Genomic DNA, 24083 nt, shown 5'->3' with positions numbered 1-24083 from the left:
AAAAACAATAAATATCAACATATGAATAAATATATTTTCCCTCTAATTCTTTCCTTACTTATTATGCCAACAACTGACGCCCTTTCTCAAAAAAAAGTCATAAACCATGTGGAATGGAAAATGGCAGCGCAACTACAAAATGCTGATGGTACTACCTCACTAGGTTTTGCAGGTGCTATTAATGGTATTAGTAATGATGTATTAATAGTTACTGGGGGTGCCAATTTCCAAGATAAAATGCCTTGGGAAGGTGGAAAAAAACAGTATTCAAAAGAAATTCATGTATTGCAGAAATGCAACGATACTTATAGTTGGAATAAAAATGTACACAGCATACTACCCGAACCTATCGCCTACTGTGGTTCCATTTCAACTGACTTAGGAGTGGTATATGTGGGGGGAGAAAATGAAAATGGCCTTTCGAATAAAACTTATATTCTAAAATGGAATGCTGCTGCAACTGAGGTTGAAGCCACTTACCTACCTGATTTTCCAGTACATAGTACCAATATAGCGCTAACACATATCAAAAATGTAGTTTTTGCCATTGGCGGTGATGTCGCTACTAAATCTTCTGATTTATTTTTAAGTCTTGATTTAAACAGTAGTAATCCGGAGTGGAAAACATTACCAAAATTACCCATCGCTTTGGCTAATTCAGTTGCAGTGGTTCAGAAAGACAATAATGGAACGAATATTTATGTGATTGGTGGAAGAACAAAAACAGCTTCAGGAATAAGTGATTTGCACAATACTACTTTTGCTTTTAACATACAAAAACAAATCTGGGAAAGTCGTGCCAATATATCCGATGGAGAAAACACAACTAATTTTTCAGCGGGTGCAGGTGTGGCCGTGGGGAATCATTCCATCTTAATAGTTGGTGGTGATAATGGTACAGTTTTTCATAAAATTGAAACCTATTTATCCCAAATTGCACAAACCAATTCTCCTGAGGAAAAGGCCAAACTAATCGCAGAAAAAAATGTATTGAATACGAATCATGACGGTTTTTATAAAGGAATTTTGTTATACGACACCCGTACGAATTCATGGTCTACCATTGGTGAACTGCCCTTTCTTGCTCATGTGACCACAACAGCCACACTATGGAATGATAAAATTGTTTTGTCTAATGGGGAAATAAAACCCGGTATTCGAACACCTAATGTCATGTTAGGAACTATAAAATAATTACGCTCAAAATAGGTTTTAACCCCCATTTTTTCATGTCGAAAAATGAAGGTAAAATCACAAATAAAATTTTAAAGCATATCAAAACATGAAAAATACAAAGTATTATCCTTGGGTAGTAGTAGGCTTGTTATGGCTTGTAGCCTTGCTAAACTATATGGACAGACAAATGTTGGCAACGATGCGTCCTTCAATGGAAGCCGATATTCCTGAATTAGTATCTGGTGAGAACTTTGGACGTTTGATGGCTATTTTTCTTTGGATTTATGCTTTAATGAGTCCTATATCCGGAATTATAGCGGACAAATTAAACAGAAAATGGCTGATTGTAGGGAGCTTATTTGTTTGGTCAGCAGTAACGTATGCTATGGGATATGCTACAACTTATAATCAGGTGTATTGGTTAAGAGCCCTGATGGGAGTAAGTGAAGCGTTGTATATTCCTGCCGGTTTATCTCTAATAGCCGATTACCATCAACAAAAAACAAGATCACTTGCGATTGGTATTCATATGACCGGACTTTATGTGGGTTCCGCATTAGGAGGTTTTGGAGCTACCATTGCCGCTGCCTATTCTTGGCATACTACTTTTCATTATTTTGGAATAGTTGGAGTTTTTTATGCTTTCGTTTTAGTTTTCTTTTTAAGAGAGAAAAAAGTTGCCGAAGTAAAAAATATTGATTCCGATTTGATGCCAATAAAGGAAAAAAGTTCACTCTTCAAAGGCATGGCTTTGTTATTTACGAACATCTCTTTTTGGGTTATCTTATTTTATTTTGCCATAATAAGTTTACCGGGCTGGGCTACAAAAAACTGGTTGCCTACCCTGTTTTCAGAAAACTTAGGAATTCCTATGGAAGAAGCAGGTCCTTTAGCCACCATCGCCATCTCATTTTCATCATTATTGGGCGTAATTTTTGGTGGTATTCTATCTGATAAATGGGTACAAAAAAATATTAAAGGCAGGGTTTATACCAGCGCGATTGGTCTGAGTTTAACGATTCCTGCTTTATTATTAATCGGTTTTGGACATTCATTATTCAATGTTGTAGGTGCGGCACTTTGTTTCGGTATCGGTTACGGAATGTTTGACGCCAATAACATGCCAATTATATGTCAGTTTGTTTCTTCAAAACATCGGGCGACGGCCTATGGTGTCCTAAATATGACCGGAGTTGGTTGTGGTGCATTAGTAACTTCATTATTAGGCAAATCATCGGATAGCGGGACTTTAGGCTACGGCTTTGCTTTGATGGCGGGAGTTGTTGTAATTGCTTTAGTAGTTCAAGTCAGTTTTCTCCGTCCAAAAGTGAATGATTTTGTCGATGTCTAAAATACACTAGTATCGTTTACTAAGTTCAAAAAATTGTTTTAAGTTGGTTTTTGGTTTTTATCTGTTAAGGCGGAGCCTTGTGTTCCGCCTTGCGGATAATTTATGCCCATTTTTAATAATTTCTGAAAAATAAAAACATAAATACAATGAAAAGGAATCTATTTTTAGTGGTCTTTTTAATTTCAATAGTCACTCATTTTGAGTCAATTGCACAAAAAGCAATACTCAAAGTGGCTTGCATTGGGGATTCCGTTACAGCGGGTTATCTCTTATCTGATGCTGCAAATGAATCCTATCCTTCGCAACTTCAAATCCTGATGGGTGGGCAATATGAAGTGAAAAATTTCGGACATAGCGGAGCAACACTTTTGAAAAAAGGAAGTACGCCCTACTTTAAAACTAAGGAATGTGGCGATGCCATTGCATACAGACCTGATATTGCTATTATTCATTTGGGTTTAAATGATACAGATCCTAGAAATTGGCCTAACTATAATGAGGAATTTGATGCTGATTACGCTTGGTTAATAGACACCTTAAAAAAACAAAATCCGGCTGTAAAAATTTACATCTGTCGATTAACACCCATATTTAATGAGCATCCCCGTTTTAAATCGGGAACGAGAGATTGGTTTTGGCAAATTCAATCTCATATACCCAACATTGCAAAAGCAAATCAAGTGGGTTTAATTGATTTACATGAAAAGTTATACCATCGTCCCGATATTTTTCCTGATGCTTTACATCCAACGAAAGAAGGAGCAACTATTCTGGCCAAAACCGTTTATGAAAACATAACTCAAGATTTTGGTGGATTAAAATTAGCTGCTGTTTTCACTGACAATATGGTTTTGCAACGCAATAAACCCATTCCGGTTTATGGAACGGCTAATGGAGGTGATACAATAGAAGTGACTTTTAAACAACAAAAAAAGACCGTCATAGCTAATCAATACGGAAAATGGAAAATTACTTTTCCCGCTATGACACAAGGTGGACCTTACCAAATGACTATTCAAACTAAAGGAACGAACCTAGTTTTAAAGAACATTTTGGTTGGTGATGTTTGGTTTTGTTCCGGACAGTCGAATATGGCATTTCAACTTCAAAATTCAGAAAATGGTTCGGCAGAAGTTAAAAAAGCAATCGCAAATTCCACTATTCGATTATTCAATGCCAAAGCAATTCGGGAGACTGATGAAACGGCTTGGGATTCGCTCACTTTGGTTAAAACCAATCAACTGCAATTCTTTTCCGGAAGTTGGTCGGTCTGTGATTCGATCAGTGCCAAAGATTTCTCTGCCATTGCCTATTACTTTGGTAAAAACATAGCCCGTGAAGAAAATGTGCCTGTGGGTTTAATTCAAGTTGCCGTTGGCGGATCACCAATAGAATCCTGGATTGACAGATACACATTGGAACACGACGATAAAGTGGTTGATGTATTAACCAACTGGCGTAAATCGGATTTTATCATGCCTTGGGTCAGAGAACGTGCCAATGTAAATTTGAAAGATGCTACAAATGCAAAACAACGTCATCCGTATGATCCCTGTTACAATTTTGAAGCCGGAGTGGAAGCCTTTACAGAATTCCCGATAAAAGGTGTGATTTGGTACCAAGGCGAAAGCAATGCTCACCATGTTGAATTATATGAACATCTCATGCCAATGTTAGTAGAAAGTTGGCGTAAAGCTTGGGGTTCTAACCTACCCTTTTATTATGTTCAATTATCAAGTATTGAGCGACCAACTTGGCCTGCATTCAGAGATGTCCAAAATAGATTGCAAAATAAGATTCTAAACAGCGGTATGGCTGTCAGTATGGATTATGGAGATCCCCTAAATGTACATCCCATTAAGAAAAAAGAAGTGGCTGATCGTTTAGCGCTTTTGGCCTTGCGGTACACCTATGGAAAAGCAGTAATTGCGAATGGTCCTTCCCCTTTGAAAGCCATACAAAAAGGCGACAACATTCTAGTTTCATTTGCATTTGCAAAACAATTAACTACTTCGGACAAAAAAGAATTGATTGGTTTTGAATTGGTAAACGACAAGGGAATTCACATTCAAAGCAAAGCTGCTATCATAAAAAATCAAGTAGTAATTGTTGTCCCAAAAGGAGAAAAAATAAAAACAGTTTTATATGCATGGAAACCATTCACTACAGCCAACTTGGTGAATGAAGCAGGCTTACCCTGTTCGACTTTTAAACAAGAACTCCATGCAAGTACTGAAAATTAAAAAGAGATTCCGTAAGGAAGACAAACGCAAATAAATAGTCAAATGTCTTTGGCTAAATGACATCTAAATTAACATCTAGTACAAAATAAAAAATACTAGTTACAAAACATATATTAAAAAATGAGCTATTCAAAAACAGATCTTCTCAGCTTAAAAGATTTTTATCAGAATCAATTATTAAATGATACCGTACCATTTTGGTTTCCACGTTCTATTGATACCGAGTTTGGGGGTTATTTATTAATGCGTGATCAAGATGGAAGTTTGATTGATGATGACAAAGCCGTTTGGATACAAGGGCGTGCCGCTTGGTTATTAGCTACACTTTACAATACAGTCGAACCAAAAGAAGAATGGTTAGAAGGTTCTAAGACAGGCATCGATTTTTTAAACAACCACTGCTTTGATACCGATGGACGAATGTTTTTTCACGTAGCACGTGACGGACAACCCATACGCAAACGCCGTTATTATTTTTCGGAAACCTTTGCGGTTATAGCAATGTCAGCTTACGCCAAAGCAAGCGGAGATGAAGCTGCCGCTGAAAAAGCGCGATTTTTATTCGGAAAATGTATCGAATATTCAACTTCATCCCATTTATTAGAACCTAAATTCACCGCTACCCGACCGTCAAAAGGAATTGGAACTCCTATGATTATGATAAACACGGCACAACAGTTACGGGAAAATATTGGAGACCCGCATTGTGATGAATGGATTGATACTTGGATTACTGAAATTGAAACCGATTTTGTAAAAGACGATATTAAATGTGTGATGGAACAAGTAGCACCAGATGGTTCTATCATCGATCACATTGATGGGCGCACATTGAATCCCGGTCATGCCATTGAAGGCGCTTGGTTTATTTTACACGAAGCCAAATATCGCAACAATGATCCGCACCTGATTGCATTAGGTTGCAAAATGCTGGATTATATGTGGGAACGCGGATGGGATAAGGAGCACGGCGGTATTCTATACTACCGTGATGTATATGACAAACCCGTTCAGGAATACTGGCAGGATATGAAGTTTTGGTGGCCTCATAACGAAGTGATTATAGCAACGCTGCTGGCTTATACCATGACAGGCAATGAAAAATATTCAACTTGGCACAAAATGGTACATGATTATGCGTACAGTAAATTCCATGACAAAGAAAACGGAGAATGGTTTGGATATTTACATAAAGATGGAACCATCGCCCAAACGGCTAAAGGAAATATGTTCAAAGGTCCTTTTCATTTGCCAAGACAAGAATGGTATTGTTTGCAACTGCTCAATGAGTATTTAGAAGACAAAAAGAATGTTGTCAGTAGTAAACAAGATGTAACACATTTAAATTATAAAAAATGAAACAAGCTATTGTTAACGGAATTGTGCATACTGGCGAAGAAATAAATAATGACGTCATTATCATAGAAAATGGAATAATTATTTCCGTCCAGAAAGAAATTCCCAATACTATTCCTCTAATTGATTTGAAAGGAGAACACATCTCAGCTGGTTTTATAGACATTCAAATAAACGGTGGAGAGCAACTTTATTTTAGCCAAACTCCAACAGAAGAAACCATTCAGGATATTTATGAAACCAGTTTGAAATATGGTACCACTCATGTACTTCCATGCCTGATATCATCTTCCAAAGAAACGATTCTTCAAGGAATTGAAGCCATTCGTAATTATAAAGCAAAATACAATAACGGAGTACTGGGAATGCATCTGGAAGGTCCTTTTTTGAATCCTTTAAAACGCGGTGCACATAGTATTAATCAGGTTCGTAAACCTACCAATTCTGAATTGGAAGAAATTATCCGTCATGGTAAAGAGGTGATAAAAGTAATCACAATTGCACCGGAATGCTTTACAGACGAACAGTTGGATATGCTGCTAGAAAGTGGTATTGTTATCTCAGCGGGACATTCGACGATGAACTATAAAGAAGCGCAATATTATTTTTCTAAAGGGATAAAACTGGTTACCCATTTGTTTAATGCGATGACGCAATTTGGGCATCGGGAACCAGGTTTAGTTGGAGCAACCTTAGAAAATGAAAGTGTTTATGCTCCAGTTATTTTAGATGGTGCGCATTGTGATTATGCCGCTGCTAGATTAGCACATAAACTAAAGAAAGACAAATTCTTTTTAATTAGTGACGCTGCTTTTTTAGGACGCAAAGTTTCCAGTTTCAAATGGGAAAATTTTGATGCTCATCTCGATAATGGCTTTTACAGAAATGAAGAAGGTAACTTGGCTGGTGCCAGTATTTCGATGAAAGAAGCCGTTCAGAATGCTTTCAATCATTTGAATGTATCGGCTGATGAAGCGATTAAAATGGCGACTTGCCGAGTAGCAGCCGCTATTACTATGGAACATCAATTGGGAAAAATAAAACCGGGATTTCCGGCAAGTTTTGTCACATTCAATGATAATCTGTCAAGAATAGAAACGGTAAACTATAATCCGATTTAAACAATAAAAATAGAAAATTAACTACACAACTAACTCAAATAAAAAAACAAAATGAAAAGTGTTTTAGAAATTAAACCTGACATCAGCTATAAAAGTGCCGGAAAATTTGAAGAAACGAGATTTGAAAAAATTCACAATGTCATTTTTAAAAATTCGGTTGAAGCTTCAAAAATTGTTGCGCAAGAAATAGCCACATTAATTAGATCCAAACAAGCCGAAAATAAATCTTGTGTACTTGGTTTGGCTACTGGTTCATCTCCTATAAAGGTTTATGAAGAATTGGTACGAATGTATAAAGAAGAAGGACTAAGCTTTAGTAATGTAGTCACTTTCAATTTGGATGAATATTATCCAATGACAAAAGAAAACAACCAAAGCTATCATTATTTTATGCATCAGCATCTTTTTAATCATATCGATATTAAACCGGAAAATATAAATGTTCCCGACGGAACGGTAGCGATTGATGAACTGAATCAATACTGCGTTGATTACGAAATGAAAATTAAAAATGCCGGAGGACTTGATTTCCAATTATTGGGAATCGGACGTACGGGACACGTAGGTTTCAATGAACCGGGATCCCACATCAATTCAGGAACCCGAATCATTACTTTGGATCATATCACTAGAATAGATGCATCGTCAGATTTTAATGGTATTGATAACGTTCCTAAAAGAGCGATTACGATGGGAGTTTCTACTATTTTGAGATCCAAAAGAATTGTATTAATGGCTTGGGGCCAAAATAAAGCATCCATCATAAAAAGAACCATCCAAGGAGAAATAAGCTCTGAGGTTCCCGCTACATTTTTGCAAAATCATACTAATGCTACTTTTGTTTTAGATCAATCTGCTGCTTCCGAATTAACTCGATTTGAAACACCGTGGTTGGTAGGAGAATGCATTTGGACACCAGAATTAAAAAACAAAGCGATTGTTTGGCTATGCCAAGAAACAAAACAATCGATATTAAAACTGACCGACAGGGATTACAACAACAACGGAATGTCGGATCTTTTGGCGCAAGAAGGTTCAGCTTATGATTTGAACATTAATATGTTCAATGTATTGCAGCATACCATAACCGGATGGCCGGGTGGAAAACCCAATACGGATGATTCCCACAGACCCGAAAGAGCCAATCCAGCCAAAAAAAGAATCATCCTTTTTAGTCCGCATCCGGATGATGACGTGATTTCTATGGGAGGAACTTTTTCTAAATTGATAAAACAAGGCCATGATGTCCATGTAGTGTATCAAACTTCTGGAAACATTGCCGTTACAGACGATGAAGCATTGAAATTTGCCGAAGTTTGCAATGATTTTATTGGTGAAACCGATTGTAATATCGATTTCCCTGCGGTAATCAATTTCATTAACAACAAAACCGAAAATCAAATTGATTCTCTTGAAGTTCGAAAACTAAAAGGCCTTATTAGACGTCGCGAATCGTATGCCGCAACAAGATACATTGGATTAAAAGATGAAAACACGCACTTTTTAGACCTTCCTTTTTATGAAACGGGCAGAGTAAAGAAAAACCCATTGGGTCCTGAGGATGTAGCCATAGTTGCAGCTATAATTGCAAAAATAAAACCGCATCAGGTTTTTGCCGCAGGAGATTTAGCAGATCCGCATGGCACGCACGAAGTTTGCCTGAATGCTATTTTTGCCGCCTTGAAACAACTCAAACCGGAACCTTACATGAATGATTGTTGGTTATGGTTGTACAGAGGTGCTTGGCACGAATGGGATATCCACGAAATAGATATGGCTGTTCCACTTAGTCCTGATGAAGTTTTACTAAAAAGACATGCTATTTTGTATCACCAGTCCCAAAAAGACAGAGTAATGTTTCAAGGGAACGACTCTAGAGAATTTTGGGTACGAGCCGAAGATCGCAACAAAAACACCGCAAAACTATACGACGATTTAGGTTTAGCTGAATATGAAGCTATTGAAGCTTTTAAACGTTTTGATTATTAAACGATTCAAAAATGTTACAATAAGATAAAGTGTTCGATTTTATTCTGCTCTTTACAAATTAATTTTCAATTGAAATCAAAAGCCTGTAAATACTACTATTTACAGGCTTTTTTGTTTGTACTATTCTCAAAAAAATTTATAAAACCCGATAAATTTTCCCCAGAAAACAATAAGAGGACCAAAATATTCAACGACTCCAACTCTTAAATATATCCTAAATAATTCACATTAAATTGGTATATCGGGAAAAGTCGATATATTTGCACTATGGATCATATAGAAATATTTAAGGCATTATCAAACAAGTCGAGATTACAAATGCTCGAATGGTTAAAAGAACCTGAAATAAACTTCCCGGAACAATTGACTGTCGGTTTTGAACACGGTGTTTGCGTAGGACAAATACAGGCCAAAGCGGGACTCACTCAATCAACAGTTTCAGAATACTTATCAATTCTTCAACGCGCTGGATTTATAGAATCTACCCGTGTTGGACAATGGACGTATTACAAACGCAACGAAAAAGCATTTACAGCACTGAGCAAAATAATCGAATCTAATCTATAAAACAATATGAATACAAATAGTTTGTTTACGCCCTTCAAGTTGAAGACGCTAAATCTTAAAAATAGAATTGTAATGGCGCCTATGACGCGCTCATTTTCTCCAAATGGAGTACCAACAGATGCCGTAGCAGCTTATTATCAAAAAAGAGCTGAAGGCGAAGTAGGTTTAATACTATCTGAAGGAACTGTGATTAATAGACCTTCGTCATCCAATGATGCCAATGTACCTCACTTTTATGGTGATCAATCTTTGGCAGGATGGAAACAAGTGATTGATGGCGTGCATTCCGCTGGTGGCCAAATGGGACCACAGATATGGCACATGGGAATTATGGACAATCACCATTCCGGTTGGATTCCGCCTGTACCTTTTGAAGGACCGTCTGGATTGAACAGACCGGGTTTTAGCAATGGTACCACGATGACAACAAATGATATTGAAAATACTATTATAGCTTTTGGAAAAGCTGCAGCTGATGCCAAAAGATTAGGTTTTGACTGTATCGAAATTCACGGTGCTCACGATTATCTGATTGATCAATTTTTCTGGGATGCAACAAATCTACGTACTGATAATTACGGTGGTAAAACCTTAGCAGAACGTACTCGTTTTGCCGTAGAAGTGATTAAAGAAATCAGAAAACAAGTAGGTGAAGATTTTGCCATAATCATGAGACTTTCTCAGTTCAAGCCATCGGATTACAACTTCAAACTAGCAAAAACGCCTCAAGAAATGGAAGCTTGGCTTAGTCCTTTGATTGATGCCGGTGTCGATATTTTACATTGTTCACAACGTCGTTTTTGGGAACCAGAATTTGAAGAAAATGATCTTAATTTTGCAGGATGGGCTAAAAAAATCACTGGTAAACCAACAATTACAGTAGGTTCTGTTGGACTTTCTGGAGATTTCTTCGGAGCATTTACCGGTGAAAGTTCACAGCCTACCTCTTTGGATGAATTAACAAGACGTTTAGACAGAGGTGATTTTGACCTTGTAGCCGTGGGAAGACCTCTTTTATCAGACCCGAATTGGGTTAGCAAAATAAAGGCAGGTAACAACGATCAACTAAAAGGCTTTAGCAAAGAAGCTTTGGGTGAATTAGTATTGGAATAAATTAATTCAGCGAATTCTAAATGACTAGTTTCTATAAATAAGTATACCCTATTTTATCAATAGTCTTAATGACCACAACTAAAAAGAGAGAAATTTTAATCATTTCTCTCTTTTTTTATGATTTAAAAACTATTCAAAAAGTACTACAGCTTATTATCTTTTAAAATTTTGTAATTTTATATTTGAAATTCGTAATTTTATAAAATGAACAAAGTCGAAACAATTGAGGAGTTTTATAATAGAAAGTATGATTTCATGCCAGACAACCTGCGTAAAGAAATTGGACACTTTAATGTCTTCAAATTAGAGCCATTTACTGGTAATACAACCAAACCGGTGCCTTATAAAAAAAGAGATTACTTCAAAATTACTTTGTTAGTAGGCGAAAGTACTATTCAATTTGCCGATAAAGCGATTCAGATACAAAAGCAGGCAGTAGTATTTTCTAATCCGCAAATCCCATATAGTTGGGAACATACCGATAAAATTCATCACGGATATTTTTGCATTTTTGATCAGGCTTTCTTCCATCAGTACGGAAACCTCAACCAATATTCCCTTTTTCAGCCGGATGGCAACCACGTTTTTGAAATCACTGATGAGCAGTCAAAGCTTTTAAGTGCCATCTACAAGCGTATGTTTGAGGAAATTAATTCCGATTACATCCATAAATATGATGTTCTTAGAACCATTGTTTTTGAAATGGTTCATTTTGCTTTAAAAATGGCTCCTTCAGAAAATTTAACCAAACATCCGCTTAATGCAGCCCAACGCATTTCTACCTTATTCTTAGAATTGTTAGAACGCCAATTTCCTATTGATGATACACATCAAATATTAAGTCTTCGCTCCGCCTCTGATTATGCCGAAAAATTAAACATCCATGTCAATCATCTCAACAGAGCCATAAAAGAATCTACTGATAAAACCACTTCTCAAATTATTGCGGAACGTGTCGTACAGGAAGCCAAGATTCTGTTGAGACAAACGGCTTGGTCAATATCTGAAATTGCTTACGCTTTAGGTTTCACTGAAGTAACTCATTTTAATAATTTTTTCAAAAAACACGTTCAACTAAGCCCTATGAAGTTTAGAAATGTTTGATTTTCGTAAGCTATCGTTTCTTTTTCGTTATTCTATGCCCTAACCCCATTCTATCTTTGTATTCTAATTTATTAATTAAAATTGTAAGGATATGGAAATGCAAAAACGTAAACTTGGAAATAGCGGATTAGAAGTTTCCGCTCTGGGAATGGGCTGCATGAACTTGAGTTTTGGAACAGGAAAAGCAGTTGATACTAATGAAGGTATTCATGTCATCCGTACGGCATTTGAAAAAGGTATTACCTTTTTTGACACTGCTGAAGCATACGGTCCGCTTACCAATGAATTATTGGTTGGTGAAGCTCTGAAACCCATTCGCAAAGAAGTAATCATCGCTACCAAATTTGGGATGATTTCAGAAACAGGAATCAATAGTCGCCCCGAACATATTAGAAAAGTAGCTGAAGAATCTTTGAAAAGGCTGAAAACAGATTACATTGATTTATTTTACCAACACCGCGTTGATCCTAACGTACCTATTGAAGATGTAGCCGGAACACTGAAAGATTTAATACAAGAAGGCAAAATCAGACACTATGGACTTTCAGAAGTAGGTGCTGAGACTATTCGTCGTGCACATGCTGTACATCCAGTCGCTGCTGTTCAAAATCAATATTCCATTTGGACAAGAGAACCCGAATCCTTAGTACTACCAGTATGCGAAGAACTTGGAATTGGCTTCGTGCCTTGGGGACCTTTGGGAACAGGATTTCTTGCAGGCAATATAACTACTGAAACCAAATTTGACAGTGCCACCGACTTACGCGCCATTTTCCCTCGCTTTACACCTGAAGCCATAAAAGCCAATATGCCTGTTGTTAAAATGCTCCGAAACATGGCGAGCAAAAAGAATGCTACACCTGTTCAGATTGCTTTGGCTTGGTTGCTGGCACAAAAACCTTGGATTGTACCTATTCCAGGAATGGACAAAGTGGAATACATTCAGGACAACATAAAATCAACAAACGTAGCATTGACACAAGAAGACCTTCTTGAAATTGACCGTGAAATGTCGAAAATCAATGTTCAGGGTGCAAGGCTTAATGAAGGGCTACTTTCTATGTCAGAAGATTAGTTTTTAACATGCGCCTCATAAAATTATTTATTCTAATCTCAATTTTCACACAAATGAATGCATTGGCACAATCAAAAGCTGAAACTGAAATCCTCAATTTATCAAAGGAAAAATTTCGTTGGAAAACGGAAGGAAAGATTGATTTAGTCGAAGATTTGTTTGACGATGAAATAGTTTTCATCCACATCACAGGACATATCACCTCCAAAAAAGATTGGATTAGCCAAATGAAATCCGGAAGTTTTGTGTATGATAAAATTGAGCTTAAAGAACATTCCTCCAAAATATACGGAAACACAGCCGTTTTAGTAGGAAAAGCAAAGTTTACCGTAAATGGCGGGAGCGTATATAAACTTGTCTATACAGAAGTCTATACTAAGAAAAACGAGAAGTGGAAATTAGTTAATCTCCATACCACATTAGGAAATTTTTAATTTAAAATAAAAAAATCATGCAAAAACGTAAACTAGGAAACGGCGGATTAGAAGTTTCCGCACTTGGATTAGGTTGTATGGGACTCAGTTTTGGCTACGGTCCGGCTACAGATAAAGAAGACGCAATTAAATTAATTAGAGCTGCGTATGAGCAAGGGGTAACTTTTTTTGATACCGCTGAAGCGTATGGTGCAGCTAACGAAAAATTATTAGGAGAAGCTTTGGCGCCTTTTCGTAAAGAGGTAGTTATAGCTACTAAATTCGGATTTAAAGAAGGAGATTCCAGTAAAGGGCAAGACAGCCGACCAGAACGAATTAGAGCCGTAGCTGAAAAATCGTTACAATACTTAAAAACAGATGTAATTGACTTGTTTTACCAGCACCGTGTAGACCCGAATGTGCCTATAGAAGACGTGGCAGGAACCATACAAGATTTAATTAAAGAAGGAAAGGTAAAACATTTTGGTCTTTCTGAGGCTGGCGTGGAGACCATCCGTCGTGCTCATGCGGTTCAGCCTGTAACGGCATTGCAAAGTGAATACTCACTTTGGTGGAGAGAACCTGAACTGGAAATTATTCCGACTCTTGAAGAATTAGGTATTGGTTTCGTTCCGTTTAGTCCGCTGGGGAAAGGTTTTCTGACTGGAAAAATTGACGAAAACACCACTTTTGACAGCACCGATTTTAGAAATATCGTTCCTCGTTTTTCTCCAGATGCCCGCAAAGCCAACCAGATAATGGTTGATTTACTGAACACTATAGCTGCGCAAAAAAATGCAACACCTGCTCAAATAGCACTCGCTTGGTTATTGGCACAAAAACCTTGGATTGCACCGATTCCTGGCACTACAAAATTACACCGATTGACGGAAAACATTGGAGCGGTTAACGTAGTACTTACCACTTCGGATTTGCAAAAAATAGAAACAGCAGCCAGCCACATACAAATAGAAGGAGCACGCTATCCGGAACACTTGCAAAAAAGGGTTGGTAAGTAAAAAAATCAATATTAAAAAAAATAAAAAATGGAAAATAATAATCGCAGAGATTTTTTGAAAATGGGTGCCACACTAAGCGGTTCGCTTTTGCTTTCACCGGCATTAGGTCTTGCACAAACACAAACAGCAGTAACAGACAAAAATAAAAATAAAACTGCTATTAAACAGCGAACATTAGGCACAGGCAATCACAGTATTGAAGTATCCGCTCTTGGTTTAGGCTGTATGGGAATGTCTTGGAACCGTAGTTTTGTTCCTGACAGGAAATATATGATTGATGTTATCAGAAAGGCTTATGACTCGGGAGTAAACTTTTTTGATACTGCGGAAGTTTATGGACCTTACATTAATGAAGAATTAGTAGGCGAAGCAATCAAACCCTTTAGAAAAAACATTACGTTGTGCAGCAAATTCGGGTTTGCTATCGAAAACGGAAAATTTACACAGGGGCTGAATAGCAATCCGAAACACATCAGGGAAGTTGTAGAACAATCTTTAAAGCGATTGAACACGGACGTAATCGATTTGCTTTACCAACACAGGGTTGACCCTAATGTTCCAATGGAAGATGTGGCAGGAACAGTAAAAGATTTAATCAAAGAGGGAAAAGTAAAACATTTTGGATTGAGTGAAGCGGGTCCCGAAAATATCCGAAAAGCACACGCCATTCAGCCACTAACGGCAATTCAAACAGAATATTCATTACTATCGAGAGATCCGGAAAAAGATATATTTCCTGTTTGTGAAGAATTAGGAATTGGTTTTGTTCCATACAGTCCGCTTTGCAGAGCCTATTTGACGGGATATATCAATGAACGAACAAAATATACTGTCGGCAATGATAACCGTGGTTCGCTTCCTCGCTATGCACCGGAAGCGGTAATCGCCAATTGGCCAATGATTGATGTACTTGCAGAATTTGGAAACAAAAGAGGACTCACTGTGGCACAGGTAGCTTTGGCATGGTTGCTTGCACAAAAACCTTGGATTGTTCCAATACCGGGCACTACCAAACAAGCACACCTTCAGGAAAATTTATGGGCAGCAAATTATGAATTTACTGCTGAAGAGTTGAGACAATTAACACAGTCAGTTTCAAATATCAAGATTATTGGAAACCGGTATGCAACGCCTCAAACAAGGTAAATATTTGACATACGTTAAAGAGTATAGACCATGAAAAAGATAACAAATGCAGCAGCTATGATGATAATTATTTGCCTTTTATCATCTTGTTCCCAAGCTCAGAAAACTTCTGTCGATACGCAACATGCAACGGCCAATGAAAAAATATTAATTGTCTATTTATCTCGAACCAATAATACAAAAGCAATTGCAGAAATCATCCAAAATAACGTTGGTGGCGATTTGGTAGCGATAGAATTAAGAAACCCTTATCCTGCAGACTACAAAGAAAATGTAGAACAAGTCTCCAAAGAAAATGAAACTGGCTATTTACCACCATTAAAAACGAAGATTGACAGCATTGAAAAATACGATGTGATTTTTGTGGGTTTTCCAACTTGGGGAATGAAGATACCTCCACCAATGAAAACCTTTTTGAAGCAATATGATTTAAGTGGCAAAACAATTATTCCATTTAATACTAATGCTGGATATGGAGTTGGGAGCAGTTTCCAAACCATAAAAGAACTTTGTCCCAATAGTACAATACTTGAAGGATTTGTAATGGAAGGCGGAAAAGAAAAAGAGGGAAAACTTTTGGTGATTCAAGGAAAAAAGAGAAATGAGGCCGAAACTGAAGTAAAAAAATGGTTAGAAAAAATCAACATAGTTACCGCATCCAAAGAGAAAAATACTGCAATCAATAGTATTGGAATGGAGTTTATAAATATCCCTGCCGGAAGTTTTTTGATGGGAGCAAATGATGTAAAAGCCTATGCTTCCGAAAAACCACAACATAAGGTTACCATAAACAAGCCTTTTTATATAGCCAAACATGAAGTTACCCAAGCACAATGGGAAGCCGTAATAGGAAGTAATCCTTACATACTAGATCGATCAAATCCTTATTACAATCTACCTGGTATGAAAAAAAGAATTACCAAGCCAGAACATCCAGCAACCATTTCATGGAATGATGCACAAGCATTTATTAAAAAATTAAACGAAAAAGAAGGCCATAATCATTACCGTTTGCCCACAGAAGCCGAATGGGAATACGCTGCTCGTGCAGGTACAACTACCGCATATTCTTTTGGAGACAACAGCAATAAACTTGATAGTTACGCTTGGCATGGCGAGGATTTTGCAAGTGGCGGAACGCATCCTGTCGGGCAAAAATTACCCAATGCTTGGGGCTTATTTGATGTACATGGAAATGTTTGGGAATGGGTTCAAGATAAATACAGCGACACGTATTATGCGCAAAGCCCCGATTCCGATCCCAACGGTCCAGCCAATGGAAATCAGTATGTTGTTCGTGGTGGCAGTTGGCATGAAACCGCCACCAGCTGGCGAAGTTCGTTCCGTAAAGCATACGAAGCCGATTATCGCGGCATCAGCATTGGCTTTCGATTGGTTAAAACAGCGGATTAAATCCCTTGTCAACCTTTATCTGCGAGAAAAACTCATACTGTTTGATTTTCGTAAACATTTGTTTCTTCTTCGTTAGACGAAGAAAGCATTCTGTTCTTATTTTAGATCATTCCTGATAATTTAGAAAAAATGTTCTATGAAGTACAAATTTATAATAACAGTTTTGGCTTCTATAGTATTTATTGTTACTAACGGCCAAATACAAACAAAAAATAAGACAATGGAAAATTTCAATTCAATTTTGCCGAAAGGTAACATTGCACCTAAAGAAAATTTTACTGGAACAGTGTGGACAAACATAGCAGTGAATGCTGAAGATGGTGTCAACAGTATTGTTGGTAAAGTAACCTTTGAACCCAAAGCAAGAACAAATTGGCATAGCCATCCAAATGGACAGATTTTAATTGTTACCCAAGGTGTGGGTTATTATCAGGAAAAGGGAAATCCCATACAATTAATTCAAAAAGGCGATGTGGTAAAAATTCTTCCCAATAAGATTCACTGGCATGGAGCTTCACATCAATACGAAATGTCACATACCGCCATTGTACCAAATCCAAGTAAACAATCATCAATTTGGTTACAACCGGTAAGCGACGAAGAATATAATACTTTCAAAGTTCCTGTGTATAATGTAGAGAATAGTTTATCCCCTTTGGCAATAATGAATCACGAAGAATTGTGGCCTAATTATATTTCAAAAGCTAAAGAAACCGATCCGGATTTGATAGAAGTCTTTGACAATTTTGCGTTTGATGATGTGATTAAACATGGCGATATGGTTACCAAAACGCGTGTGCTGATGATTATGGCTTCTACTATTGGCAGTCAGGCATTAACCGAATATAAAATGTTTGTGGATGCTGCTTTAAACATAGGTATTACACCAATTGAGATAAAAGAAGTATTGTACCAATCTGTGCCTTATGTTGGGGTTTCTAAAGTGATTGATTTTATAAACGCTACCAACGAGATATTTACAGCGCGAAATATTACGTTGCCACTAGAAAGTCAATCGACCACCACACCTGAAACAAGGATGGAAAAAGGATTGGCAAAGCAAAAGGAAATTTTTGGTAATCGCATTGATGATATGTATAAAAACTCACCAAAAGATTTATTACACATTCAACAGTATTTATCGGCTAATTGTTTTGGTGATTATATTACCAGAGCAGGATTAGATGTGAAGACAAGAGAAATGGTAACACTTTCATTCCTCATCGCAATGGGCGGAACTGAGAGTCAAATAAAAGGACATATTCAAGGCAATGCAAATGTTGGAAATGACAGACAAACACTCATTAATTTAATGACACAGCTGATTCCGTATGTGGGCTATCCTCGTACATTAAATGCGATAAATTGCTTGAACGAAGTATTGCCAAACAAATAATAAAAACATGAAAAAGGTATTAATAATTGGCGCCAGCGGAGGCATTGCACAAATAGTTACTGATTTACTATTAAATGACAAAACTATAAACCTGACATTATTCGCTCGAAAAACCAATAGATTGAAAAGCAATCTTAATTCTAAATGCACTGTAATTGAAGGCGATGCAATGGATAAAGAAGCACTCAAAACTGCCATGCACGGGCAAGATATAGTGTATGTAAATCTTGCAGGAGATTTAGAAAGAATGACAAAAAATATTGTTGGAGCTATGCAAGAAATTGGAGTTACTAAAATCATAGCGATTAGTTCGATTGGTATTTATGATACGCCGTTAAAATCCGTTTTAGTTCCTTATCGAAAATTAGCGGATGTAATAGAAGCATCGGGACTGGATTACACCATTTTAAGACCAGAATGGTTTAGCAATGAAAATGAAGTTGATTATGAAACGACTCTAAAAGGTACGCCCGAAAAAGGCTCCGTGATTTCTCGAAAAAGCCTAGCCACATTGATTACAGAAATCATCAAGACCCCAGAACAGTTTAAACAACTAAATTTAGGAGTGAATAAACCGAATTCGTAAAACAAATGTGTTTGAATTTTACAATTTAAAAAAAATGAACAACGTAGAAACCATTGCCGATTTTTATAAACGAAAATACGACTGGATGCCCGAAAATATCCTTAACGAAATCGGGCATTTTAATGTCTTTAAGCTGGAGAATTATATAGGCAAACAGGCAAAACCTGTACCTTATAAACGCAGGGATTATTTTAAAATAACCTTGCTCATTGGCGAAAGCAAAATTGAATATGCCGATAAAGTAATCGAACTAAAAAAACAGGCTTTGGTGTTTTCCAATCCTCAGATTCCTTACAAATGGGAACACACTGACGGAATCCGAAGCGGCTTTTTTTGTGTGTTTGACCAAGCCTTTTTTCATCAATACGGAAACCTCAACCAGTATTCTGTTTTTCAACCGGATGGCAATCACTTTTTTGAACTAAACGATGAGCAGGTTAAACTATTGAATGAAGTATACCTGCGCATGTTTGATGAAATCGATTCTGATTATATTCATAAATATGATGTCCTTCGTACGGTAGTAAGCGAGATTATTCATTTTGCAATGAAAATGCAACCTACATCCCCAATGAATAAACAGCCTTTCAATGCTTCGCAAAGGATTTTGACTCTATTTTTAGAACTCTTGGAACGACAGTTTCCTATTGACGATGCGCATCAAAGTGTAAACCTGCGATCGGCTTCTGATTTTGCTGAAAAGTTGAATGTACACGTGAATCATCTTAACCGCGCCATAAAGGAAACTACAGATAAAACTACGTCACAAATTATTGCCGAACGTATATTCCAGGAAGCAAAAATACTTTTGAAACAAACCTCTTGGACGGTTTCTGAAGTTGCTTTTGCATTGGGTTTTAATGAATTAACCCACTTTAATAATTTCTTTAAAAAACACGCTCAAATAAGCCCCGTAAAATTCCGTAATGTTTGATTTTTTGAAAACAATATTTTTTTATTACGCTAGTAATCAAACTATTTACTAAATTTATTTAATTATAAATGATTCTGAAAAACAAAAAATTATAAATACTATTTTTTAATAAAACACTTTAAAAATGAACGCAACAACAAATGTAAAAGCTTACGGTACAGTAGCCGCTGATGCTCCTTTAGAACAAATGGATATACAACGCAGAAATGCTACTGCAAAAGACATTGAAATCGAAATTTTATATTGTGGTGTTTGCCACTCTGATTTACACACCGCAAGGAATGATTGGGGATTTACGACTTATCCTGCGGTTCCCGGCCATGAAATTGTGGGAAAAGTGACCAAAATAGGAAACGAAGTTACTAAACTAAAAGTAGGTGATTTTGCTGCTGTAGGTTGTTTAGTAGATTCGTGCAAAACCTGCGATAATTGCAAACAGGACTTGGAACAATACTGCTCTAACGGATGGATTGGCACTTATAATGGAGAAGACAAGCATTTAGGCGGAATGACTTTTGGAGGCTATTCGGAAAAAATTGTGGTAGACGAAGACTTCGTTTTAAAAGTGCCTTCAAATCTTGACTTGGCTGCTACAGCTCCATTATTATGTGCGGGAATAACCACTTGGTCACCGCTTCGCCACTGGAAAGTTGGAAAAGGAAGTAAAGTTGCCGTTGTAGGTTTAGGCGGATTGGGACATATGGCTATAAAATTAGCCAAAGGTTTAGGCGCCGAAGTTACTCTTTTCTCCAGAACACCAGATAAAGAAAAAGATGCTTTCGAGCTAGGTGCAGATGCTGTTGTTATTTCAACTGACGAGAATCACATGAAGGCTGTAAATGGAAAATTTGATTTAATCATTGACACCGTTCCTTATGTTCATGATGTCAATCCGTATGTAGGAACTTTAAACACTAATGGAACTTTGGTTTTGGTAGGTTATTTGGGCGGTTTGGAACCTATTTTGAATACTGTTCCAATGATTATGGGAAGAAAATCCGTAGCCGGTTCTTTAATTGGCGGAATTGCAGAAACTCAGGAAATGCTTGATTTCTGTGGGGAACATAATATTGTATCCGAAATTGAAATAATCAAAATTCAGGATATTAACGAAGCCTACGAAAGAATGCTAAAAAGCGACGTTCGCTATCGTTTTGTAATTGATATGGCTTCACTAAAAAGCTAAATTTTGCTATACTTTTAGCCATGCGCTATAGTAAGAATTGTAAAGATAACGATGATATTCAGTAGCATTATCGTTCTTTTTATTCTGTTTAAAACCAATGCTTTTTTCAAAATTTGAATTGTTTGATTTTAGTAATATATTATTTGAATTGTATAAATTTTAAATTATTAAATTCATTAACTTGCAGTAACAGATGTGTTGATTTTCATTTACTTAAAAAAATAATATTATATGGCAATAATTAATCTTAAAATCAATAGTAAGGATTATTCAATAGATGTAGATCCTCAGATGCCACTTCTTTGGGCAATCAGAGATTTTGTAGGTTTAAAAGGAACTAAATACGGCTGTGGTATTGCACAATGTGGTGCTTGCACAGTTCATTTAAACGGTCAGCCGGTTCGCTCCTGCTCCTTGCCTGTGGCTGCTGTTGCAAATAAAAACATAACGACCATAGAAGGATTATCAGAAGACAATTCGCATCCGGTTCAAAAAGCTTGGATAGAAGAACAAGTCCCTCAATGTGGGTATTGTCAATCAGGTCAAATCATGGCTGCAGCTGCATTATTATCCAAAAATGCTTCTCCAAATGATGCCGATATTGATGCCGCAATGCAAGGGCATATTTGTAGATGTGGAACGTATCCGCGTATAAAACGCGCTATCAAGAAAGCATCAGAAAACAAGTCTTGAAAAGAGTACTAAAATAACCTATTCTTATATTTTATATGGACATAGATACTATATCAAGAAGAAAATTCTTAAAACTATCTGGTTTAACAGGAGTTGCTCTTACATTAGGGTATTATTTACCTGCTGATGCTAAAGAACCTAAATTAATCACTGCTTTTGATGCTGAAAATCGCGGAATTGAGCTTAATTCATGGATATACATTGATGTTTCAGGCAAAGTAACACTCTTCAGTCACAGAGCCGAAATGGGACAAGGAGTCTATCAATCCATACCTCAAATAATCGCTGAAGAACTTCATGTTGATCTCAATAAAGTAAACATAGTTTTCGCTCCTGGCGATAATGTGAAATACGGAAATCAAATTACAGGAGGAAGCTCCAGTATTAGAGGATCCTACAAAAACCTTTTGAACCTTAGTGCTACTGCCCGTGTAATGTTAATAAAAGCAGCCAGTAATAAATGGAATGTTTCTGAATTGGAATGTTATGCTGACGATGGTAATGTAATTCACAAACCAAGTGGTAAAAAATTGCACTATGGTGAATTAGTCTTGGAAGCATCTAAACTTGATATTCCGAAAAATGTTGTTTTAAAGAACAAATCCGAATATAAATTAATTAGAAAACCACTTCAAAGACAAGATACGCCTTTGAAAACAAATGGTACAGCCGTTTTTGGCATCGATAAAATGATTCCGGGAATGCTGTATGCCATGGTGGAACGAAACCCCAGACTTCGTGGTAAGGTAAAGAGTTTTGACGCTACTGAAGCGCTTAAAATTCCGGGAGTAAAACAGGTTTTTGTAGTTCGGATGGGCGTTTTCAATACGTTCAGAGAAGGTGTAGCGGTTGTGGCTGATTCTGTTTGGGCTGCCATGAAAGGAAAAAAAGCCTTAAAAGTGGACTGGGACGATACCGGATTTGAGCATTTGAATACCGAGGATATTTATCGTCGGATGGAGGAAGCACTTCAAAAAGACGAGGGACTTTCTTTTGTTTCAAAAGGAGATTCAAACGCCATTATAAAATCTGCAGAAAAGAAAATTGATGTTGTATATACAACTCCGTATCAATCTCATAGTTGTATGGAACCATTGAATTGTATTGCTCATTATCAACAAGATAAAATAGAAATATGGGGACCAATACAAGCACCGGAATGGGTTCAAGATTACATCAGTAAAGAATTAGGAATTGCCAGAGAAAAAGTCATTGTGAATATGACTTTCCTTGGAGGCGGATTTGGGAGAAAAGCCTTTATGGATTACCCACATGAAGCCACGATGATTTCTAAAGAAATAAATGCGCCGGTTCAGGTTATCTGGTCCAGAGAAGACGATGCCACGCAAGGTCCCTACAGACCGGGCATTTCATACCGTTGTCAAGGTGTGGTTGCAAATAGTGAAATAAGTGCTTTTAAAGTTTCCATTGCGGGTCAGAACAATAATCACTGGAGAGGCGGAGCAAAAGATATTCCCAACAGAAGTGCTACGGAAGGATTTTTAAAACCATACGTAGACAACATTCAGAATTTAAGTATTGTTGATATTCCTTTTGAAACACCAATCCCAACTATGTGGTGGCGTTCCGTATATGCTTCTACCAATGGTTTTGCGTATGAAAGTTTTATGGATGAGCTGGCTGCTGAATCATCGAAAGACCCGATAACTTTTAGAAGAACCTATCTTAAAGACGACAGAAGTCGTGAATTACTGGATAAACTGGAAGAGGTTTCCGGATGGAAAAACAGAAGCAAAGGATATGGAGTCGCTATAACGGAATGTTTTGGTAGCACAGTTGGACAAATTGTGAAAGTTTCCAAAAACGCAGAAAATCAAATTCAAATCGATCAGGTTTGGGCGGTAATTGATTGTGGATGGTATGTAAATCCAGATATAATTAAAGCACAAGTAGAAGGAAGTATTGTTATGGCATTGGGCGCTGCTACGATTCATGAAATCACATTCAAAGATGGAAAAACGGTTCAAAATAATTTCAATACTTATAAAATGCCCCGCATATCAGATATTCCACCAATAGAAGTGCATATCATGGAAAATGATGCAGATGCCGGAGGTGTTGGAGAACCTGGATTACCTCCGTTTGCACCGGCTTTAACAAATGCAATATTTGATTTGACAGGAAAACGTATTAGAAAACTTCCTTTCGAATTAGCAAAAGTTTAATTTTAAAAATAATAAA

20 protein-coding genes are annotated in these 24083 nt (G+C 37.0%); all 20 read left to right on the top strand.

Annotated features, from left to right (window positions below; all coding sequences use genetic code 11):
- The first annotated feature begins 21 nt into the window (after positions 1-21).
- On the top strand, positions 22-1194 hold the full coding sequence (locus ACM55F_RS05720; protein ID WP_416852787.1) for a galactose oxidase: 1173 nt from the start codon (positions 22-24) through the stop codon (positions 1192-1194).
- An 88-nt stretch (positions 1195-1282) separates the two neighbouring features.
- Positions 1283-2527 (top strand): MFS transporter, encoded by a 1245-nt coding sequence (locus ACM55F_RS05715; protein WP_416852786.1) that lies wholly within the window; start codon positions 1283-1285, stop codon positions 2525-2527.
- A gap of 146 nt (positions 2528-2673) precedes the next feature.
- Positions 2674-4770: a GDSL-type esterase/lipase family protein gene (locus ACM55F_RS05710; RefSeq protein ID WP_416852785.1), complete on the top strand. Its 2097-nt coding sequence runs from the start codon at positions 2674-2676 to the stop codon at positions 4768-4770.
- A gap of 120 nt (positions 4771-4890) precedes the next feature.
- The gene (locus ACM55F_RS05705; protein WP_416852784.1) at positions 4891-6129 is read left to right on the top strand and encodes an AGE family epimerase/isomerase; all 1239 of its coding nucleotides are present in this window, start codon (positions 4891-4893) and stop codon (positions 6127-6129) included.
- Positions 6126-7247, top strand: coding sequence for an N-acetylglucosamine-6-phosphate deacetylase (gene nagA, locus ACM55F_RS05700; protein WP_416852783.1), 1122 nt, complete (start codon positions 6126-6128; stop codon positions 7245-7247). The genes ACM55F_RS05705 and nagA overlap by 4 nt, the downstream gene beginning before the upstream one ends.
- 51 nt (positions 7248-7298) lie before the next feature.
- Positions 7299-9236 carry a glucosamine-6-phosphate deaminase gene (gene nagB / locus ACM55F_RS05695; RefSeq protein WP_416852782.1) on the top strand — a complete coding sequence of 646 codons (1938 nt, stop codon included), beginning with the start codon at positions 7299-7301 and terminating at the stop codon, positions 9234-9236.
- A gap of 267 nt (positions 9237-9503) precedes the next feature.
- Entirely contained in the window at positions 9504-9803 is a 300-nt protein-coding gene (locus ACM55F_RS05690) for an ArsR/SmtB family transcription factor (RefSeq protein ID WP_416852780.1), read from the top strand.
- 6 nt (positions 9804-9809) lie between these two features.
- Positions 9810-10916: an NADH:flavin oxidoreductase gene (locus ACM55F_RS05685; RefSeq protein WP_416852779.1), complete on the top strand. Its 1107-nt coding sequence runs from the start codon at positions 9810-9812 to the stop codon at positions 10914-10916.
- Between the two features lie 204 nt (positions 10917-11120).
- The gene (locus ACM55F_RS05680; RefSeq protein WP_416852778.1) at positions 11121-12020 is read left to right on the top strand and encodes a helix-turn-helix domain-containing protein; all 900 of its coding nucleotides are present in this window, start codon (positions 11121-11123) and stop codon (positions 12018-12020) included.
- A 91-nt stretch (positions 12021-12111) separates the two neighbouring features.
- A complete protein-coding gene (locus ACM55F_RS05675; protein ID WP_465245383.1) occupies positions 12112-13095 on the top strand; it encodes an aldo/keto reductase in 984 nt (327 codons plus the stop codon).
- A gap of 53 nt (positions 13096-13148) precedes the next feature.
- A complete protein-coding gene (locus ACM55F_RS05670) occupies positions 13149-13529 on the top strand; it encodes a nuclear transport factor 2 family protein (RefSeq protein ID WP_416852777.1) in 381 nt (126 codons plus the stop codon).
- Between the two features lie 17 nt (positions 13530-13546).
- Positions 13547-14527, top strand: a complete 981-nt coding sequence (locus tag ACM55F_RS05665; RefSeq protein WP_416852776.1) for an aldo/keto reductase — start codon at positions 13547-13549, stop codon at positions 14525-14527.
- A gap of 27 nt (positions 14528-14554) precedes the next feature.
- Positions 14555-15673 carry an aldo/keto reductase gene (locus ACM55F_RS05660; RefSeq protein WP_416852775.1) on the top strand — a complete coding sequence of 373 codons (1119 nt, stop codon included), beginning with the start codon at positions 14555-14557 and terminating at the stop codon, positions 15671-15673.
- 30 nt (positions 15674-15703) lie between these two features.
- Positions 15704-17086, top strand: a complete 1383-nt coding sequence (locus ACM55F_RS05655; RefSeq protein ID WP_416852774.1) for a flavodoxin — start codon at positions 15704-15706, stop codon at positions 17084-17086.
- A 220-nt stretch (positions 17087-17306) separates the two neighbouring features.
- A complete protein-coding gene (locus ACM55F_RS05650) occupies positions 17307-18482 on the top strand; it encodes a cupin domain-containing carboxymuconolactone decarboxylase family protein (RefSeq protein WP_416852773.1) in 1176 nt (391 codons plus the stop codon).
- Positions 18483-18489: 7 nt separating this feature from the next.
- A complete protein-coding gene (locus tag ACM55F_RS05645; RefSeq protein ID WP_416852772.1) occupies positions 18490-19068 on the top strand; it encodes an NAD(P)H-binding protein in 579 nt (192 codons plus the stop codon).
- A 34-nt stretch (positions 19069-19102) separates the two neighbouring features.
- On the top strand, positions 19103-20002 hold the full coding sequence (locus tag ACM55F_RS05640) for a helix-turn-helix domain-containing protein (protein WP_416852771.1): 900 nt from the start codon (positions 19103-19105) through the stop codon (positions 20000-20002).
- Between the two features lie 124 nt (positions 20003-20126).
- Complete coding sequence (locus ACM55F_RS05635) at positions 20127-21188, top strand: NAD(P)-dependent alcohol dehydrogenase (protein ID WP_416852769.1); 1062 nt, start codon at positions 20127-20129, stop codon at positions 21186-21188.
- Positions 21189-21419: 231 nt separating this feature from the next.
- Positions 21420-21881 (top strand): (2Fe-2S)-binding protein, encoded by a 462-nt coding sequence (locus tag ACM55F_RS05630; RefSeq protein WP_416852768.1) that lies wholly within the window; start codon positions 21420-21422, stop codon positions 21879-21881.
- A 35-nt stretch (positions 21882-21916) separates the two neighbouring features.
- Positions 21917-24067, top strand: coding sequence for a molybdopterin cofactor-binding domain-containing protein (locus ACM55F_RS05625; protein ID WP_416852767.1), 2151 nt, complete (start codon positions 21917-21919; stop codon positions 24065-24067).
- Positions 24068-24083: the final 16 nt, after the last annotated feature.

Source organism: Flavobacterium melibiosi (assembly GCF_048158545.1).
In the GTDB taxonomy this organism is placed as follows: Bacteria; Bacteroidota; Bacteroidia; order Flavobacteriales; family Flavobacteriaceae; genus Flavobacterium; species Flavobacterium melibiosi.
Note: the sequence above shows the minus strand (reverse complement) of the source record. Positions and strands in the feature narration are given on the sequence as shown.

Bases quoted from the DNA above. Each gene is read 5' to 3' on its own strand.
- ACM55F_RS05670 (WP_416852777.1), top strand. From the start codon at position 13,149: ATGAATGCATTGGCACAATCAAAAGCTGAAACTGAAATCCTCAATTTA.
- ACM55F_RS05660 (WP_416852775.1), top strand. From the start codon at position 14,555: ATGGAAAATAATAATCGCAGAGATTTTTTGAAAATGGGTGCCACACTA.
- ACM55F_RS05705 (WP_416852784.1), top strand. From the start codon at position 4,891: ATGAGCTATTCAAAAACAGATCTTCTCAGCTTAAAAGATTTTTATCAG.
- nagA (WP_416852783.1), top strand. From the start codon at position 6,126: ATGAAACAAGCTATTGTTAACGGAATTGTGCATACTGGCGAAGAAATA.
- ACM55F_RS05720 (WP_416852787.1), top strand. From the start codon at position 22: ATGAATAAATATATTTTCCCTCTAATTCTTTCCTTACTTATTATGCCA.
- ACM55F_RS05645 (WP_416852772.1), top strand. From the start codon at position 18,490: ATGAAAAAGGTATTAATAATTGGCGCCAGCGGAGGCATTGCACAAATA.
- ACM55F_RS05655 (WP_416852774.1), top strand. From the start codon at position 15,704: ATGAAAAAGATAACAAATGCAGCAGCTATGATGATAATTATTTGCCTT.
- ACM55F_RS05710 (WP_416852785.1), top strand. From the start codon at position 2,674: ATGAAAAGGAATCTATTTTTAGTGGTCTTTTTAATTTCAATAGTCACT.
- ACM55F_RS05685 (WP_416852779.1), top strand. From the start codon at position 9,810: ATGAATACAAATAGTTTGTTTACGCCCTTCAAGTTGAAGACGCTAAAT.
- ACM55F_RS05625 (WP_416852767.1), top strand. From the start codon at position 21,917: ATGGACATAGATACTATATCAAGAAGAAAATTCTTAAAACTATCTGGT.
- ACM55F_RS05675 (WP_465245383.1), top strand. From the start codon at position 12,112: ATGGAAATGCAAAAACGTAAACTTGGAAATAGCGGATTAGAAGTTTCC.
- nagB (WP_416852782.1), top strand. From the start codon at position 7,299: ATGAAAAGTGTTTTAGAAATTAAACCTGACATCAGCTATAAAAGTGCC.
- ACM55F_RS05640 (WP_416852771.1), top strand. From the start codon at position 19,103: ATGAACAACGTAGAAACCATTGCCGATTTTTATAAACGAAAATACGAC.
- ACM55F_RS05635 (WP_416852769.1), top strand. From the start codon at position 20,127: ATGAACGCAACAACAAATGTAAAAGCTTACGGTACAGTAGCCGCTGAT.
- ACM55F_RS05650 (WP_416852773.1), top strand. From the start codon at position 17,307: ATGGAAAATTTCAATTCAATTTTGCCGAAAGGTAACATTGCACCTAAA.
- ACM55F_RS05630 (WP_416852768.1), top strand. From the start codon at position 21,420: ATGGCAATAATTAATCTTAAAATCAATAGTAAGGATTATTCAATAGAT.
- ACM55F_RS05690 (WP_416852780.1), top strand. From the start codon at position 9,504: ATGGATCATATAGAAATATTTAAGGCATTATCAAACAAGTCGAGATTA.
- ACM55F_RS05715 (WP_416852786.1), top strand. From the start codon at position 1,283: ATGAAAAATACAAAGTATTATCCTTGGGTAGTAGTAGGCTTGTTATGG.
- ACM55F_RS05680 (WP_416852778.1), top strand. From the start codon at position 11,121: ATGAACAAAGTCGAAACAATTGAGGAGTTTTATAATAGAAAGTATGAT.
- ACM55F_RS05665 (WP_416852776.1), top strand. From the start codon at position 13,547: ATGCAAAAACGTAAACTAGGAAACGGCGGATTAGAAGTTTCCGCACTT.